Annotated in this window: 15 protein-coding genes; 5 read left to right on the top strand and 10 right to left on the bottom strand. The window is 51.0% G+C overall.

Annotated features, from left to right (window positions below; genetic code table 11):
* Positions 1-8 precede the first annotated feature (8 nt).
* From ACO0LC_RS07060 to ACO0LC_RS07045, 4 genes are all read right to left on the bottom strand, one after another.
* Positions 9-593, bottom strand: coding sequence for a chemotaxis protein CheW (locus ACO0LC_RS07060; RefSeq protein ID WP_423001943.1), 585 nt, complete (start codon positions 591-593; stop codon positions 9-11).
* A 57-nt stretch (positions 594-650) separates the two neighbouring features.
* A complete protein-coding gene (locus tag ACO0LC_RS07055) occupies positions 651-1,016 on the bottom strand; it encodes a response regulator transcription factor (RefSeq protein WP_162039914.1) in 366 nt (121 codons plus the stop codon).
* Between the two features lie 39 nt (positions 1,017-1,055).
* On the bottom strand, positions 1,056-1,448 hold the full coding sequence (locus ACO0LC_RS07050; RefSeq protein ID WP_423001942.1) for a response regulator: 393 nt from the start codon (positions 1,446-1,448) through the stop codon (positions 1,056-1,058).
* Between the two features lie 117 nt (positions 1,449-1,565).
* On the bottom strand, positions 1,566-1,718 hold the full coding sequence (locus ACO0LC_RS07045; protein ID WP_110255217.1) for a rubredoxin: 153 nt from the start codon (positions 1,716-1,718) through the stop codon (positions 1,566-1,568).
* Between the two features lie 169 nt (positions 1,719-1,887).
* Here ACO0LC_RS07045 and thiD point away from each other — a divergent pair, with 169 nt between their 5' ends.
* Positions 1,888-2,715 carry a bifunctional hydroxymethylpyrimidine kinase/phosphomethylpyrimidine kinase gene (thiD, locus tag ACO0LC_RS07040; protein WP_423001941.1) on the top strand — a complete coding sequence of 276 codons (828 nt, stop codon included), beginning with the start codon at positions 1,888-1,890 and terminating at the stop codon, positions 2,713-2,715.
* Between the two features lie 68 nt (positions 2,716-2,783).
* Entirely contained in the window at positions 2,784-4,064 is a 1,281-nt protein-coding gene (gene hemL / locus ACO0LC_RS07035; RefSeq protein ID WP_423001940.1) for a glutamate-1-semialdehyde 2,1-aminomutase, read from the top strand.
* A 64-nt stretch (positions 4,065-4,128) separates the two neighbouring features.
* Here hemL and ACO0LC_RS07030 read toward each other — a convergent pair whose 3' ends face one another.
* Positions 4,129-5,406: an amidohydrolase family protein gene (locus ACO0LC_RS07030; RefSeq protein WP_423001939.1), complete on the bottom strand. Its 1,278-nt coding sequence runs from the start codon at positions 5,404-5,406 to the stop codon at positions 4,129-4,131.
* 112 nt (positions 5,407-5,518) lie between these two features.
* Between ACO0LC_RS07030 and ACO0LC_RS07025 the strand changes: the two genes are divergently transcribed.
* Positions 5,519-6,541, top strand: a complete 1,023-nt coding sequence (locus ACO0LC_RS07025; RefSeq protein ID WP_423001938.1) for a LacI family DNA-binding transcriptional regulator — start codon at positions 5,519-5,521, stop codon at positions 6,539-6,541.
* 5 nt (positions 6,542-6,546) lie between these two features.
* Here the strand turns inward: ACO0LC_RS07025 and ACO0LC_RS07020 are convergent, their stop codons facing one another.
* Positions 6,547-7,071: a YggT family protein gene (locus ACO0LC_RS07020; protein WP_423001937.1), complete on the bottom strand. Its 525-nt coding sequence runs from the start codon at positions 7,069-7,071 to the stop codon at positions 6,547-6,549.
* 300 nt (positions 7,072-7,371) lie between these two features.
* Here ACO0LC_RS07020 and ACO0LC_RS07015 point away from each other — a divergent pair, with 300 nt between their 5' ends.
* Positions 7,372-8,175: a hypothetical protein gene (locus tag ACO0LC_RS07015; RefSeq protein ID WP_423001936.1), complete on the top strand. Its 804-nt coding sequence runs from the start codon at positions 7,372-7,374 to the stop codon at positions 8,173-8,175.
* 676 nt (positions 8,176-8,851) lie between these two features.
* On the opposite strand, the gene ACO0LC_RS07010 is transcribed toward ACO0LC_RS07015, so the two are convergent.
* Both ACO0LC_RS07010 and ACO0LC_RS07005 read right to left on the bottom strand, forming a co-directional pair.
* Positions 8,852-10,021, bottom strand: coding sequence for a ribonucleotide-diphosphate reductase subunit beta (locus tag ACO0LC_RS07010; protein ID WP_423001935.1), 1,170 nt, complete (start codon positions 10,019-10,021; stop codon positions 8,852-8,854).
* A gap of 79 nt (positions 10,022-10,100) precedes the next feature.
* On the bottom strand, positions 10,101-13,016 hold the full coding sequence (locus tag ACO0LC_RS07005; protein WP_423001934.1) for a ribonucleoside-diphosphate reductase subunit alpha: 2,916 nt from the start codon (positions 13,014-13,016) through the stop codon (positions 10,101-10,103).
* Between ACO0LC_RS07005 and ACO0LC_RS07000 the strand changes: the two genes are divergently transcribed.
* A complete protein-coding gene (locus ACO0LC_RS07000; RefSeq protein WP_423002148.1) occupies positions 12,982-13,254 on the top strand; it encodes a hypothetical protein in 273 nt (90 codons plus the stop codon). The two genes, ACO0LC_RS07005 and ACO0LC_RS07000, sit on opposite strands and share 35 nt — an antisense overlap.
* Before the next feature lie 310 nt (positions 13,255-13,564).
* Here ACO0LC_RS07000 and ACO0LC_RS06995 read toward each other — a convergent pair whose 3' ends face one another.
* Positions 13,565-15,025, bottom strand: coding sequence for a sigma-54-dependent transcriptional regulator (locus ACO0LC_RS06995; RefSeq protein ID WP_423001933.1), 1,461 nt, complete (start codon positions 15,023-15,025; stop codon positions 13,565-13,567).
* Positions 15,022-16,785, bottom strand: a complete 1,764-nt coding sequence (locus tag ACO0LC_RS06990; protein WP_423001932.1) for a sensor histidine kinase — start codon at positions 16,783-16,785, stop codon at positions 15,022-15,024. Before ACO0LC_RS06990 ends, ACO0LC_RS06995 begins: the two co-directional genes overlap by 4 nt.
* Between the last annotated feature and the right edge of the window lie 4 nt (positions 16,786-16,789).

Here is a 16,789-nt window from a genome sequence, read left to right as displayed (position 1 = left end):
ATACTGACTTAAATACCTATTTGCAAAAAATCCTGGTCCTGCACCAGCGTGGCCAGACTAAGTTCAAACCAGATGTTGCCATCTTTATCCCTGTACTTCTTCTTCAACCAGGCTTTGCTTTCCAGCTGATTGTCTTCGAAGGGGATTTCTTCCATTTCTGAAACTGTACGCAAACCCAGAACCTGGGATACCAGCAAGCCACTGTTAAACGCCATGCCTGGGGCGAAAGCCACAATCCGGCACTGAGTATCTTGCTTGGTGTTATCCATGCCCTGGAAACGCGGTAAATCAATGACGCCTGTCAAATTACCGCGGATATTGGACAAACCTATGTACCAGTCACGCGTCAAAGGCACCCTGGTGAGGGTGCCCGCAGTGACGATCTCACCGGATTCACGCAAATCCAGGAGATAACGTCCCTGTCCTATCATAATGCCGAGCTGGCTAAGTTTCGTATAGCCACCACGCTGGGCAGCCTGCATGCGCTCAACCAGCTGCGCCTGAAATTCACGCAAACGGGTACGACGCACACCCTTTTCAGGTTTGACAACTTCCAGATTTGCTGCAGCAGTTTCACGCACAGTCTGATTCATGAGGCAGTCCGCAGATATCTTATTATTGATGCAAGAATAAAAACTTGTCTATATGGATTAACCAAGAGCAGAAATTTTCGCCAGCAACTCCGCCGGGTCTATCGGTTTGACCAGGTAATCACGGGCACCCTGACGCAAGCCCCAGATACGGTCAGTTTCCTGATTTTTGCTGGTGCAGATAATCACGGGCACATCTTGCGTATCAGGATCCTTGGCGATTGCGCGGGTGATCTGGAAACCATTTTGTCCAGGCATGACCACGTCCATCAAGATCAGCTGTGGTTTGTCTGCCTTGATTTTTGTCAGGGCTTCTTCACCGTTTTCAGCTGTTGATACTGAAAAACCATTTTTCACCAATACATCGGTCAGGAAATAGCGTTCTGTTGGAGAATCGTCTACTACCAGAATTTTTTGAATGGCCATCTTGTTTTACCTCACATTAACTAACTTAACTATATAAACCTAGGTCGCCGAAGTGTAATTTTTTACAGTTTTCAGCAGACTATCCTTTGTAAAAGGCTTGGTCAGATACTCATCAGAGCCGACCATTGCACCACGGGCGCGGTCAAATAAACCGTCCTTAGAAGACAACATAATTACCGGTGTATCCCGGAATTTCGCGCTTTTCTTAATCAGAGCGCAAGTCTGATACCCATCCAGTCTAGGCATGAGGATATCGCAAAAAATCAGGTCTGGACGAGAATCGTTAATCTTGGCAAGTGCATCAAAGCCATCTTCTGCCAATACTATCTTGTATCCAGCCTGTCCTAAAAAAATCTCAGCCGAACGGCGTATGGTGCTGCTATCGTCAATCACCATGATTTTCAAGTTCTCGTTGCCTGTCAACGTTGACATAAAATCATCTCTTCCCGGCAGTATTAAGGTTACATATCACTGTAACAAAAAATCGCACATTTGCGCTTTTTTTCCTTGAATAAACATATTAAGCAACATCAAAAATCGAAAAATCGATCAGATTGCCACCATTTCGAAGTCTTCCTTGCGGGCGCCGCACTCGGGGCAGGTCCAGTTCATGGGGACATCTTCCCACTTGGTGCCGGCTGGAATACCGTCTTCGGGTGAACCTTGCTCTTCATCATATACCCAACCGCAAATCAAGCACATCCACGCCTTGAAAACTACCTCACTCCTTACCGTATCAGTCACGACTAAAACCCTTCAATCAAGTAAAATATTGAAACTGCTGCAAATATTGTATTTGCATTGTGTTACGAATGGCATTTGCGCGAGTAATTTAAGTCCTCACGAAGTCAGCTATATTAATCTACCCAACGTGCAAAACCAAATTTCTCCACTAATACTTAGCTTTGGTGCATCAGATCCTGTTGCAGCCACTGGTATCCATGCCGATCTGGCATCGTTTGCAGCCATGGGCTGTTACGGCCTGCCCATCGTGACCGCCATTTTAACTGGTGATACGTCACAAATCGATGATTTACATCCACTTGATGGTGATTTAGTCGATGAACAGGCACGTACCGTGCTCGAAGACATGCCAGTACTGGCCTTTAAAGTCGGCCAGGTGGGCAGCGTGGAAAATGTCACCGTCATCGCCGAAATCGTTTCCGACTATCCGGAACTGCCGCTCGTCCTCGATCCCTTCAATGCCGCCATCACCGAACAGGGGCCGGAAGCTGAGGATCTGGTGCTGGCCATCCGCGAATTACTTATCCCGCAGGCCAGCCTGCTGATGATTTCTGCTGTTGAATTATCACGCCTGGCAGAAACCTGGAAAGAGAACCCCGAAGCAGAAGATCTGGCGGCCGATGCCATGACGCTCATCGAATCCGGCTGCGAGTATATATTAGTCACGGGCACAGCGGGTGAAACCGGTGAAGTCGTTAACACTTTATATAATGAGTCTGGAGTCGTCAGGCGTGATGTATGGCAAAGGTTGCCTGGCTCACATGCGGGTGCTGGCTCCACCTTGTCTGCCGCGATTGCCGCCCTGCTGGCGAATGGACTGGAAATACCTGAAGCCGTGCTTGAAGCCCAGGAGTTTACCCAAGCCGCTCTCAGCCATGCACAAAGACTGGGCATGGGCAGACTGATTCCCGATCGCTATTTCTGGGCCAGGGAAGATAGTCAACTGACGCTTTAACAATCTCTTACCATTCATCTGCCGCGATTCATCCCCCTATTTGCATGACCTTTTACAGAAGCTCCACCATGACCGATAAAAACGACATCCTGTTTGCCCGCGCCCAAAAGACCACGCCTGGTGGCGTGAATTCTCCTGTGCGCGCTTTCCGTTCTGTTGGCGGCACACCGCGTTTCATCACGCGCGCAGCCGGTCCTTATTTTTGGGATGCAGAAGATAAACGCTATATCGATTACATAGGCTCATGGGGCCCCGCCATCGTTGGTCATGCACATCCTGAAGTCATCAACGCAGTACAAGAAGCAGCTGCCCGCGGCCTGAGCTTTGGCGCACCGACCGAGGGTGAAATCGAGATGGCAGAAGAAATCTGCAAACTCGTGCCCAGCATAGAACAAGTACGCCTGGTTTCCAGCGGCACAGAAGCCACCATGAGCGCCCTGCGCCTGGCACGCGGTGCCACCAAGCGCGACAAGATCATCAAGTTTGAAGGTTGCTACCACGGCCATGCTGATTCTCTACTGGTCAAGGCCGGCAGTGGTTTGCTGACCTTTGGCAACCCAACTTCGGCCGGCGTGCCGGAAGACTTCAGCAAGCACACCCTGGTGCTTGACTACAATAATTGTGAGCAACTGGAAGAGGTATTCAAATCCATCGGTGACCAGATCGCCTGCGTCATTGTTGAACCAGTCGCTGGCAATATGAATTTGATACGTGCAACACAAGAATTCATCAATACCGTGCGCAAGCTGTGTACTGCGCATGGCAGTGTCTTGATTTTTGATGAAGTGATGTGCGGCTTCCGTGTAGGCCTGCATGGTGCGCAGGCATTGTATGGCGTGCAGGCTGACCTGACTTGCCTGGGCAAGGTCATCGGCGGTGGTTTGCCAGTCGCCGCCTTTGGTGGCCGCGCTGATTTGATGGGTCACATGGCACCTTTGGGTGGTGTCTACCAGGCTGGCACTTTGTCAGGCAACCCGGTTGCCGTGGCAGCGGGTATGACTACCCTGAAAATTATCCAGCAGGCAGGCTTCTATGAAAACCTGACAGCGCAAACCCGCAAGCTGGCGAATGGCCTGAGCGCCGCTGCCAAAGCTGCTGGCATCAGCTTCTGTGCCGATGCCGTCGGCGGCATGTTTGGTCTGTATTTTGCGAATGAAGTACCGGGTTCTTATGCCGCCATGATGGCCAGCGACAAAGAAAAATTCAACCGTTTCTTCCACCTCATGCTGGACCAGGGCGTCTACCTGGCACCATCCGCTTTTGAAGCAGGCTTCGTTTCTGCGCAACATGATGATGCGGTCATTGCCGATACGATTGCTGCGGCTGAAAAAGCTTTCGCACAACTCTGATCTTCGAAAAAGCTGGGACGATAAGGGAGCTTGCTAATGCTGGCTCCCTTCTATATTAGTAGCTTCATTTTTTTGACCTAAAATCCACCTGTCCCGGCCGCCCCGGCAAATTCAAATTCGCATGCGGTACTGGGGTCTGACTAATGACTTTTCCGCGGCGCAGCACGTGGGTTCGGGTAGCCCGCAAGCGTATTGCTTCTACCGAGTCGCTGGCATCGAGTATCACCAGGTCAGCATTACAGCCCACTTCCAGTCCATAGCCTTCCAGCCCCAGTATGCGCGCAGGCGCCGCAGTCACTGCCTGGAAGCACAACTGCATCGCATCCTGCCCTGTCATCTGCGCCACATGCAGGCCCATCTGCGCAACCTCCAACATGTCGCCTGAACCCAGGCTATACCAGGGGTCCATCACGCAGTCATGGCCGAAGGCGACTTCTATGCCCGCTGCCAGCATCTCAGGCACGCGGGTCATGCCACGGCGCTTGGGGTAAGTGTCGTGGCGGCCTTGCAAGGTAATATTAATGAGGGGATTGGCAATAGCTGCCACGCCAGCTTCACGTATCAATGGTAATAATTTACTGACATAGTAATTGTCCATGGAATGCATGGAGGTCAGATGCGAACCCGCTACCCGCCCTTGCATACCCAGTCTGTGGGTGTGATACGCCAGGGTTTCTATATGACGTGACAAGGGATCATCCGACTCATCGCAATGCATGTCGACCCGCAAGCCTTTGTCAGCAGCGAACTCGCACAGCAGGCGTACCGATTCTGCACCATCGGCCATGGTGCGTTCAAAATGCGGTATGCCGCCCACTACATCAACACCCATGGCGATGGAACGCTTGAGATTATCCAAGGCCGTGGCGCTACGCAAAATACCATCTTGTGGAAAAGCCACCAGTTGCAAATCCAGATAAGGGGCGACGCGGCGTTTCACTTCCAGCAAGGCTTCGACTGCCAGTAAACGGTCATCGCAGATATCCACATGCGAACGCACTGCCAGCAAACCCCGGCCGACCGCCCAGTCGCAATAAGTCATGGCGCGCTCGACCAGTGCTTCTTGCGTCAGCATGGGTTTCAATTCGCCCCATAAGGCTATGCCTTCGAGCAAAGTGCCTGACTGATTTACGCGCGGCAAGCCATAGCTGAGCACCGCATCCATGTGGAAGTGAGCATCGACAAATGGTGGTGTCACCAGGTTGCCGTTGGCATTGATTTCTTTTGCCGCGCTGACAGGCAAGGCTACATCAACGGCGCTGATGTGGCCATCCTGGATGGCGATATCGATACCCTTGCGACCATCTGGCAAACTGGCATTGCGTATGACAAGATCGTTCATCAGAAATCTCTCTATATTATTAGTACATCGATTAGTACATAGTTATTACAGAAAATATGTGCCACAGGCCTCATCCTGGGTCATAATCTTGGCACAGAAAGGCAGGAATCTTATGGCAACAATGAAGCAAGTCGCAGAGAAAGCGCGCGTCTCCACTACCACGGTTTCTCACGTCATCAATAATACCCGTGTCGTCAGCGAAGATGCACGCGAACGTGTGCTGGCCGTGATACAGGAATTGCGCTATATCCCCAGCGCTGTAGCCCGCAGCCTCAAGAACGACCGCACCCACACCCTGGGTATGATGATACCGAATAATTCCAATCCCTATTTTGCAGAAATCATACAAGGGATAGAAGATGCTTCATTCAAGCTGGGCTATAACATTATCCTGTGCAATTCCTACGATGACCCAAAGAAGCAGGCTGCCTATATCCGCGTGTTGATGGAAAAACGTATTGATGGCCTGATCCTGGTGTCTTCTGGCTCGGATGAAGAATTGACGCAACTACTGGCCGACGAAGGCATACCCAAGGTATTGGTGGATAGGGAAGTGTCAGGTGTCGTGGCAGACTTTATCGAAGCTGACCATGAACAGGGTGGCTATGAAGCAACCCGTTACCTGATAGAACTAGGTCACAAGCACATTGCCTGCGTTGCAGGACCTGACATCCTGTTACCCAGTGGCGACCGTGTCACTGGCTACCGCCGTGCACTGCAGGAAGCTGGCCTGGAATTCAAAAGTGAATATTTGTTACATGCCGACTTTACCAGCCAGGGGGGCTTTAACGCCTTCCAGCAATTGCTGGCGCTGCCACAACGCCCTACTGCCATTTTCGCCAGCAATGATTTGATGGCAATAGGTGGCATCAGGGCAGCCAATGAGGCTGGCATCAAGATACCGGAAGCCTTGTCCGTCATCGGTTACGATGACATTGCCCTGGCGTCGTTCAGTACCCCGCCATTGACCACGATAGCCCAGCCCAAACAAGCCATAGGCAATCTGACGGCTCAAATACTGGTCAACCGCATCGTCGACCCGGAAGCGCCTTTGAGGCGGGAAATGCTAAAGTCACAGCTGGTGATACGGCAATCAACTGCCCGCCTACAGAATACAACAGCTTTGCCCGAATAAAGGCTTTAAGCGATAGAGTTAATCAAAACCTGTAACAAGATCAAAACGATCATGGGGGAGAAATCCAGCCCGCCGATGGCAGGGATGATTTTTCTCACCGGCGACAGCAAAGGCTCGTTCAAAGCCCTGACAAAGGGGGCGAAAGGCGCACTGGGATTCACCCAGCTAAACAGCACCTCAAGCAAGAGCAAAGCCATGAACTCATAGATGATCCATTGCGTCATCATGATGCCAGCCATGATAAAAGCCTGTTCGACCAAAAACACGGGTAGCACCAGCCAGACGATAAAACCGGCCGTCGCGAGAGCCACCAGCAAGGCAGCGATCAGCGTCGCCCAGTCATAACCAGCAAACCCGGGAATGACACGCCGGATAGGATGAACCAACCAGTCAGTCAGCTTGAATATGGCTTGCGCCAGTGATGCCGGAGGCCTGATCCTTTGTGCCTGCATCCAGAAACGCAGCAACAAAAAGCCCGCAAAGACACCCGTGACAGCTTTGATAATATAAATCAAATTATTGAGTAACACGACACACCCTTAAAAAAAACCCACTGCATGACGAATCAGACAGTGGGTATTGTGCCTGAATAAAACCAGGCCACCAAGCATATCAAAGATTATGCTGGGCGATTACCAGTTGGGAAAGGCCATGCTGCATTTGGACTTACAACTGTTTTTGCATCAGGTGTCGCTGCTTTTGCTGGGGCGGCCTTTTTTGCGGCTGGCTTAGCCGCGGCTTTTTTTGCGACTGCTGGCTTGGCTGCTGCTTTAGCTGCTGGCTTGGCCGCTGCTTTAGCCGCTGGCTTGGCTGCTGCTTTAGCTGCTGGCTTGGCCGGTGCTTTAGCCGCTGGCTTGGCCGCTGCTTTAGCTGCTGGCTTGGCCGCTGCTTTAGCCGCAGGTTTAGCTGCTGCTTTTTTCGCTGCTGGCTTAGCTGCTGCTTTTTTCGCTACTGGCTTAGCTGCTGCTTTTTTCGCTACTGGCTTAGCTGCTTTAGCTGCTGGCTTGGCCGCCTTTGCTGCTGGTTTGGCCGCTGCTTTTTTTGCCACTGGTTTAGCTGCCTTAGTTGCTTTTGCTGCTGGCTTAGCCGCTTTAGCTGCTGGCTTTGCTGCTGCTTTTTTCGCTACTGGCTTAGCTGCCTTTGCTGCTGGCTTGGCAGCTTTTGCTGCTGGCTTCGCTGCTGCTTTTTTCGCTACTGGTTTAGCTGCTTTTGCAGCTGGTTTAGCTGCAGCTTTTGCTGCTGGCTTAGCTGCTTTTGCTGCCTTAGCTACTGGTTTAGCTGCCTTAGCTACTGGTTTAGCTGCCTTGGCTGCTGGTTTAGCTGCGGCTTTTGCTGCTGGCTTGGCTGCTTTTGCTGCCTTAGCTGCTGGTTTAGCTGCAGCTTTTGCTGCTGGTTTGGCCGCTGCTTTTGCTGCTGGCTTAGCTGCTTTTGCTGCCTTGGCTGCTGGTTTAGCTGCAGCTTTTGCTGCTGGCTTGGCTGCTGCTTTTTTCGCTGCAGCTGGTTTTGCCACTTTAGCGGCGGCTTTTTTTGCAGCAGGTTTCTTCGCTGCTACTGGTTCGTCCGGGGACGGTTGTGGTGCTGTTGCCATTTTGTTTCTCCTTCGATTGGAATGGAAAAAATCAGATAAAAATTAAATCCGCTCGATCCATTCAAGCGGATTATTCATCGGCACAAACATGATCGCTGTTTGCGCTAATGAATTCTGCACCGGCCGAACTGCTCCATCCCCTCTATTGATGGGGCACTTCAGCCATCATGGTTTGCTTTAGAACCTGCTTATGCTCTTAAGCGCGGACGTGATCGGGGCTCACGCGCTGCTCAAAATGCTCATGTACTAAAGTACACTCCGCTTTTTGCGCTGCGTTTTTATTACCCTGACCCCGCTGACGACCGCTTGCTACAGATCATAAACAGGTTTTATGCCGGCTCCTGGCCTGGCGGCAAACTCAAAAAACGCCTGCATTAATTGCAGACGCCGGTATTCTTTTGCAAAACACAAAGACCAATAGCCACAATACCCAGTGTAGCCAGGTATTGCGGCACTAACAGTTCAAAACAATGTTGTCTATGACTGTCCATTCAGTTTGGTGAGGCCTCTCGCGTTTTACATCTTGTGCAAATCATGAGCAATCCCGAGGGATACTGATAGCTTGCGGCGTTTCCTGATTTGATGATTTCTTGTGGCTGCCTTTTCTATCTGGGGTCTTGCAAACCCAAATTCAACATCACATTAAAAACTTCAATCACCCTGCTCGCACCACTTGATCAGAAATCCCTGACCTGGATTTTGGCGATCGCTGTATTCAGCGCTTATTCCCAGTTGAGGGCTCCGCCAGTTTGATACTCAATTACACGTGTCTCAAAAAAGTTGCGCTCTTTTTTCAGGTCTATCATTTCACTCATCCAAGGGAAAGGATTTTCTTCCTGAGGGAATAGCGCTTCGAGACCGATTTGTTGTGCGCGGCGATTTGCGATGAAACGTAAATAACCTTTAAACATAGGCGCATTCAAACCGAGCACTCCACGCGGCATTGTATCCTCTGCGTAACGATATTCCAACTCCACAGCACGCAAAAACAACGATTTAATTTCATCGCGAAATGCTGGCGTCCACAAATGCGGGTTTTCCATCTTAATCGTATTGATCAAATCGATTCCGAAATTGCAGTGCATCGATTCATCACGCAAGATGTATTGGTATTGTTCAGCCGCGCCCATCATTTTATTTTGACGACCGAGTGCCAAAATTTGTGTGAAGCCGACATAGAAAAACAGACCTTCCATCAGGCAGGCAAAGACGATCAGTGACTTCAGCAAAGTCTGATCTGCCTCGGTCGTTCCAGTCTTGAATGCAGGATCGGTCAACACGTCGATGAAAGGAATCAGGAACTGATCTTTGTCACGGATGGAATCAACTTCATTGTAGGCATTGAAGATTTCAGCTTCGTCCAGGCCCAGCGATTCAACGATGTATTGATAGGCATGGGTGTGGATGGCTTCTTCAAATGCCTGGCGCAACAAATACTGACGGCATTCTGGTGCCGTGATATGGCGGTAAGTACCCAGCACGATATTGTTGGCGGCGAGGGAATCAGCGGTCACAAAGAAACCCAGATTACGTTTCACCAGGCGGCGCTCATCTTCAGTCAGGCCATTCGGGTTTTTCCAGAGTTCAATATCACGCTGCATATTGATCTCTTGCGGCATCCAGTGATTGGCGCAACCTGCCAGGTATTTATCCCAGGCCCATTTATATTTGAAAGGTACCAGTTGATTAACGTCCGTGGTGCCGTTGATGATGCGTTTGTCAGCAGCGTTCACGCGACGTGCCACGACTTCTGCAGCGGCCGTCACTGGTTTGCTGACCAGTGCGGGATTGAGGGCGACTTCCTGCGTCTGCAGGCGAGGCTGCAAATCCTGGCCAGTGACCTGACGTGGTGCCGGAGCTGCCGGCTTGACTTCATCATCCCAAGATAACATTATTTATTTCCTTACTTTTTTGTAACAGCTTATTCTTCAACGGGAGGAAGCTGGGCTTCTTCCCTCAGTCTTTTGGCACTTATTGGCAAGCTTCGCACTCTTCGAAACCAGCATCACCAGGACGCAACATACAGGCCGGACCATCGGTCTCTTGCGCTGCTGCCGTCATGCCCGTTGCTGCGGTAGCGTAGCCACCACTATTACCATCAACCGCCACCGCATTCAATGCACCGGTTTTGCTGGTGGATTTTTCAGTATGCGTAGCACCTATGGTGCGCAGGTAGTAAGTAGTTTTCAAACCACGCAACCATGCCAGTTTGTAAGTTTCATCCAGTTTTTTACCAGAGGCACCTGCCATATAGATGTTTAGGGACTGTGCCTGATCTATCCATTTTTGACGACGCGCAGCCGCCTCTACCAGCCAGGATGGGCTGACTTCAAATGCGGTTGCATACAGGGCACGCAGATCTTCCGGGATGCGATCTATACGCGCCAGGCTGCCGTCAAAGTACTTCAGGTCGGCGATCATGACTTCGTCCCACAGGCCGCGGTCTTTCAAGTCACGTACCAGATGTTCATTGATCTCGGTAAATTCACCAGACAGATTCGATTTCACATACAGGTTTTGGTAAGTCGGCTCGATACAGGCAGACACACCAATAATGTTAGAAATTGTTGCAGTTGGTGCAATCGCCACGCAATTGGAATTGCGCATGCCGAATTTCTTGATGCGATCACGCACCGGATACCAATCCATGGTTTCCGAAAAATCAGCTTCCAGATAACCACTGCGTTCTTCTGCCAGCAACTTCAAAGAGTCTTGCGGCAGGATGCCACGATCCCACAAGGAACCTGTATATGAACTGTAACGACCGCGCTCTTCTGCCAACTCTGTTGATGACAGGTAAGCGTAGTAGCAAACCGCTTCCATGGAAGTATCCGCAAACTGCACTGCTTCCATCGATGCGTAAGGGATGCGCATCATGTGCAGGCAATCCTGGAAACCCATGATACCCAAACCAACAGGACGATGACGCAGATTGGAGTCACGTGCCTTCTTCACTGCATAGTAGTTGATGTCGATGACGTTATCCAGCATACGCATCGCTGTTCGCACAGTTTTTTGTAATTTAATGTGATCGAGCTTGCCGTCCTTCATGTGGGCAGGCATGTTGACCGAACCCAGATTGCATACCGCGATCTCGCTGTCGTTGGTGTTCAGGGTGATTTCTGTACACAAGTTGGAGCTATGGACCACGCCCACATGCTGTTGTGGTGAACGGATATTGCAAGGATCTTTAAAAGTGATCCAGGGATGGCCAGTTTCAAACAGCATGGACAGCATCTTGCGCCACAAGTCCAGTGCCGGGATTTTTTTCGACAAAGTCAGTTCGCCACTGGCGGCTTTGGCTTCATAGGCAACATAGGCTTGCTCGAAAGCTTTGCCGTATTTGTCATGCAGGTCAGGCACGTCGGAAGGTGAGAACAGAGTCCAGTCGCCTTTTTCCATGACGCGCCTCATGAACAGATCAGGAATCCAGTTCGAGGTGTTCATGTCATGGGTGCGACGGCGGTCATCGCCGGTATTCTTGCGCAGGTCAAGGAATTCCTCGATATCCATATGCCAGGTTTCCAGGTAGGCGCAGACTGCGCCCTTGCGTTTGCCACCCTGGTTGACGGCAACAGCGGTGTCGTTGACGACTTTCAGGAAAGGCACGACGCCCTGGGATTTGCCATTCGTGCCTTTGATATGCGCACCGAGTGAACGCACTGGCGTCCAGTCATTGCCCAGGCCACCGGCATACTTTGCCAGCAAGGCGTTTTCCTTGATGGCTTCATAGATGCCATCAAGATCATCGGCAACCGTGGTCAGGTAGCAAGACGAGAGTTGTGAACGCTGGGTACCGGAATTGAACAGGGTCGGTGTCGAGCTCATGAAGTCAAAGCTGGACAGCAAATTGTAAAATTCTATTGCACGGGTTTCGCGATCAATTTCATTTAAAGACAGACCCATCGCTACACGCATATAGAAAGCCTGTGGCATTTCTACACGGGTGCCGCGGATATGCAGGAAGTAGCGGTCATACAAAGTTTGCAGGCCGATATAACCAAATTGCAGATCGCGGTCAGCAACCAGGGCATTCGCCAGTTTTTTCAAATCAAACTGACCCAGCTTGGCATCGAGCAAGTCGGCTTCTATGCCCTTCTTGATGAATTTAGGGAAGTATTCCAGGTATTCTGCGGCTGCATCTTGTTGCGCCACTTCTTTGCCAAACACTTCTTTACGGACTGTATGCAAGAGCAAACGTGCTGTCACCTGGCTGTAAGCCGGTTCCTTTTCCATCAGCGCGCGGGCAGCCAGGATGGCGGATTTATATAATTCTTCTACCGGTACACCGTCGTACAGATTCTTCAGGGTCTCGGCCAGAATCGCGTCGGGATCAGCCAGCTTATCCAGACCGAGGCAGGCAGCAGCAATCATCCTGCGCACTTCTGCCACGTCCAGTGGACGAGGCTGGCCATCGACGATGACATGCAATTGGGGGGCGGCGGCTTCAACATGGCCAGGCGCATCATGAATGCGGCGGCGCTCTTCCATGCGCTTGGCGCGGTACAAGACATAAGAACGGGCGACATCATGTTCGCCTGAGCGCATCAGCGCCAGCTCTACCTGGTCTTGCACATCTTCTATATGGAAAGTGCCACCGGCAGGCTGGCGGCGCAACAGGGCGGCGACCACGCTGGCTGTCAGTTGCTCAACCAGTTCACGGACCCTGGCGGACTCTGCACCATGTCCACCGTTGACCGCCAGAAAAGCCTTGGTCATGGCAATGGCGATTTTGGAAGGCTCAAAACCAACCACGGAACCATTGCGGCGAATGATACGATATTCGCTATAGCTGTTCAGGCTGGTGGTAGCCGGTGTGGCTGCCACATTCAAAACTGATCCCAGTTCTGGCTTGGACAAAGTGGATATTTCATTAGAAGAGTGCATTGATCCTCCGGATGCAGTGTTATTTTTTGCCAGTCAGGTTCATGAATACAGGACCTGGCAGGTCAGGGGGTTAAACGGGAAACGCGCAATACTGTTGATAGCCGGATGGGACAAAAAATTGTCATATCCGATTTATTTTGTTCACATCATTCGCCAGACAATTGCAAAACAAGAAGGGAAATTGAAGCAAGGCAAGAAAACAAACAAATCTGAAAAACCACTACATATAGTGCGCTAATTTTTATTTGCCCTAATTCTAGTGCCGCATCTGGTCATGTGCAACCGCTTTTTATTTAAATAATTGAATTATTTTTTTCGAAAAAAGCTTGAATAGGTGTTGACTTTCGCAAAGCCCAGAACAGCACTAGCGCAAACGCGAGTGGGCACTAACGTGCGCACAAGGGATAAGCATGGAGAAGGCTGGTGTCCAGATATGTCGTCAAACACTGGGGCTACCTCGGGGAAACAACAAGGGCTTGCTGCCTGATGCATATCAGACAGCAAGCATGCCCGACCCGGCTTGGTGTCGGGCAATTCAGGCAAATGATTTATTCCTGAATTTTCAATTTTTGTATCTGGTAACGCAATTGCCGGAAACTCACACCCAGCAATTCCGCCGCCTGGGTGCGGTTGTTACGGGTCTGATGCAAGGCGCGCTTGATCATTTCACGTTCCACATTTTCCAGGTAGTCAGGTAATGAGCAGGGCAAACCAGGCGCGGCAAACAAATCAACTTCGACAACCGCAGGCTGATCCGGCACTGACACTGGCTGCGCAGAGTGGCTGACGACTTCCGTCGGGATGGGCTGTGCCAGGGGAGCATCGATTAATTTTCTGGTACCGCGCAAGGCCAGGTCAGTCACTTCTATACAACCATCGTTGGCAAATGCGATGGCACGCTCCAGTATATTTTCCAGCTCCCTGACATTGCCAGGGAAGTCATAACTGATCAAGGCATCAACCGCCTCTACTGACATATCAATATCATTGCCAGTGAGTTTTCTCAGGATATTGCTGGATAGTTCGACGATATCTTCCAGGCGCTCGCGCAAAGGTGGCAAGTGCAATTCAATCACATTCAGGCGGTAATACAAATCCTGACGAAAGCGCCCTTCTTCCACACAAATTGCCAGGTTTTGATGGGTGGCACTAATAATACGCACATCCACCGCCTCTTCCACCGTGGCACCCACCTTGCGCACCCGTCTTTCCTGTATGGCACGCAGGAGCTTGACTTGCATGGGCAAAGGCAGATCGGCAACTTCATCGAGCATCAGGGTGCCACCACTGGCCGCCTGAAAAAAACCTTCCCTGTCATCCGCGGCGCCTGTAAATGCACCTTTGCGATATCCGAAAAATTCAGCCTCCATCAGGGTTTCAGGAATTGCGCCACAGTTGACCGCGATAAAAGGCTTGCCGGACCTGGCGCTACTGGTATGTATTTCCCTGGCGGCCAACTCCTTGCCACTGCCGGATTCGCCAGTAATGATGACTGGTGCCATGCTGCGCGCCAGCCGGCTGATCTGCGCCCTGACTTCCTGCATGCCTTGCGACTGGCCTATCATGAAGGAATTGGCAGGAATGGCCACTTGTTCAGGTGTAGCCTCTAGTTCTTTCTGAACTTCATTGGTTTGCAAGGCGGACCTGACCAGCTTGCGCAACTGATCGAGTGCGACAGGCTTGGAGACATAGTCAAAGGCACCGGCCTTCAAGGCAACCACAGCATTGTCAGCGCTGCCAAAAGCGGTAATCACTGCGATGGGCGTATTCTTGAAATGGGCATTGACTTCCTGCACCAGTTCCATGCCGGAACCATCGGGCAAGCGCATGTCCGTCAAAACCAGAGCATAGCTTTGCTTGGCAAGATGGGCACGCGCCAGCGCCAGGGTTTCGGCGCTATCGACATCCAGGCCCATCTTGATGAGGGTAATCTCCAGCAATTCGCGCAGATGTGCTTCATCATCCACTACCAGGATACGGGGACAGGCAGCAACTTCATTCATACTCATGCACTATATCCAGAGAAATTAATTACAAAACGCCCACTGGGCTCTACCTTACCTGTTTCTGTTTCTTCGACCCGATATTCATAATCGAGCAAGGCATGGTTATTCAAACATAGTTCCCTTGCCATATACAAGCCCAGTCCGGTTCCCATGCGAGATGTTGTATAAAAAGGCTCAAATAAATGAGAACGCACATCATACGGTATCGCTGGTCCATCATCTTGTATATGCAACTCCTGGCGACCAGTAGGATTCACCAGGGCAAATATCTTGATACTTGCAGGCTGGCCGCTGGCATAGCGTATGGCATTCGATAAAAGGTTGAGCACAACCTCACGCAAATGGCTGGGATCAAAGTCCACCATGAAGTTGCGTTCTGTCACCACCAAGATCAAATCAGTGGCCAGCGCCCTGGTTTCGACGAAATCCCTGACCATTTCGACCAGCAAATCCATGACATGGTAGGGTTGCACATCCGACTGCGCCTTGCGTGAAAGCTTCAGGATATCTTCTATCAGTTGATTCAGGCGTGCAACATTGTCGTCAACAATTTTGAGCAGGCGGGTTGCCTGCTTCTTGTCCGGCCCCAGACTACCCAGGTCTTCATTCAACAATGAAGCTGCATAAGAGATCGATGACAGGGGATTGCGCACTTCATGCGCGATACTGGCAGTCAAACGCCCCATGGAAGCCAGTTTCAGTTGTTGAGCCTGGTTTTCTATATCCGATACATCCTGCATGAAAACGATAGTATAGGCTCCAGCCCTCTCCTTGATGCCACCCACATTGACACCCTTGATGGCAACAAAGCGCAGCTTCAGATGCGTGACGAAATGCGGACGCTCACGTTCAAAACGTTCTCTGGTCGCCGTATCGGCAGCCAATTCACCCAGCTCGGGGCGCACTTCATCCAGATAGCAGCGTATAGAGACAAAGGAAATTTCTTCTTCCTTGCGCCTGTCAGGCAAGCTGGGGCGCCCCTGCATGGCACTCAAGGCTTCAACGATAGGGCGCAAGGCACTAATGTCAGCCAACTCCACTCCTATCATTTCCTTGGTGAGGTGCCCACCCAGCATGCGCACTGCAGCCGGATTGATTTCAAACATGCAGGCATTCTGATCCAGGACCAGGATGCCATCCCCCATGTCCGAGATGACCAGCTGATTAATCGCCTGCTGTATCATCAAGGCATTGCCGCGCTGCGCTGCCAGTTGTTCCTGGCTGATCAGATTATGGGCCAGACGGTTTACCACTGACACGACGGCAAAATAGGCGGCACCGAACAAACCTGCTTGCGACAATGGTGCGCCACCGTCCGACTGCAGGTAGTGATAGACACTTTCGCCCAATAAGAACAAGACAACAAGGGAGGAAAAAAACAAGGACCAGATCAGTGGACTCAGTATCGCCGCCCCCGCCAGTGGAAACAAATACAAAATACCCAAACCACTCTTGTAACCACCGCTGGCCAGATAGATGACAGAAATGATAATGATATCCAGCAGTATCTGCGTCGTCAGTTGCCACATGAAACGGCGCGGATAAAACTGCTTGAGCAGGACAAATCCTATGGCGATCGACACATAGATCAAACCTATGTCACGGCCGAACAAATACTCCGTGGCCCAGACATCCTTGTCGGTGCGCAGGCTGAGCAATATCAGCAAACTGGCCGCAACCACGATGCGTGAAGCATTCAGGGTTTGCAAAGAACGCCAGAAAGAGTGCGAAGGTTCGCTGACTACAGAGTGAAGATCAGACATCAGT

Source organism: Undibacterium sp. JH2W (assembly GCF_049340425.1).
Classification (GTDB): Bacteria; Pseudomonadota; Gammaproteobacteria; order Burkholderiales; family Burkholderiaceae_D; genus Undibacterium.
This window is presented reverse-complemented; position numbering and strand designations above follow the sequence as displayed.

Bases quoted from the DNA above. Each gene is read 5' to 3' on its own strand.
- ACO0LC_RS07060 (WP_423001943.1), bottom strand. From the start codon at position 593: ATGAATCAGACTGTGCGTGAAACTGCTGCAGCAAATCTGGAAGTTGTC.
- ACO0LC_RS06995 (WP_423001933.1), bottom strand. From the start codon at position 15,025: ATGAGTATGAATGAAGTTGCTGCCTGTCCCCGTATCCTGGTAGTGGAT.
- ACO0LC_RS07050 (WP_423001942.1), bottom strand. From the start codon at position 1,448: ATGTCAACGTTGACAGGCAACGAGAACTTGAAAATCATGGTGATTGAC.
- ACO0LC_RS07010 (WP_423001935.1), bottom strand. From the start codon at position 10,021: ATGTTATCTTGGGATGATGAAGTCAAGCCGGCAGCTCCGGCACCACGT.
- ACO0LC_RS07025 (WP_423001938.1), top strand. From the start codon at position 5,519: ATGGCAACAATGAAGCAAGTCGCAGAGAAAGCGCGCGTCTCCACTACC.
- ACO0LC_RS07005 (WP_423001934.1), bottom strand. From the start codon at position 13,016: ATGCACTCTTCTAATGAAATATCCACTTTGTCCAAGCCAGAACTGGGA.
- ACO0LC_RS07045 (WP_110255217.1), bottom strand. From the start codon at position 1,718: ATGTGCTTGATTTGCGGTTGGGTATATGATGAAGAGCAAGGTTCACCC.
- ACO0LC_RS07030 (WP_423001939.1), bottom strand. From the start codon at position 5,406: ATGAACGATCTTGTCATACGCAATGCCAGTTTGCCAGATGGTCGCAAG.
- ACO0LC_RS06990 (WP_423001932.1), bottom strand. From the start codon at position 16,785: ATGTCTGATCTTCACTCTGTAGTCAGCGAACCTTCGCACTCTTTCTGG.
- ACO0LC_RS07055 (WP_162039914.1), bottom strand. From the start codon at position 1,016: ATGGCCATTCAAAAAATTCTGGTAGTAGACGATTCTCCAACAGAACGC.
- hemL (WP_423001940.1), top strand. From the start codon at position 2,784: ATGACCGATAAAAACGACATCCTGTTTGCCCGCGCCCAAAAGACCACG.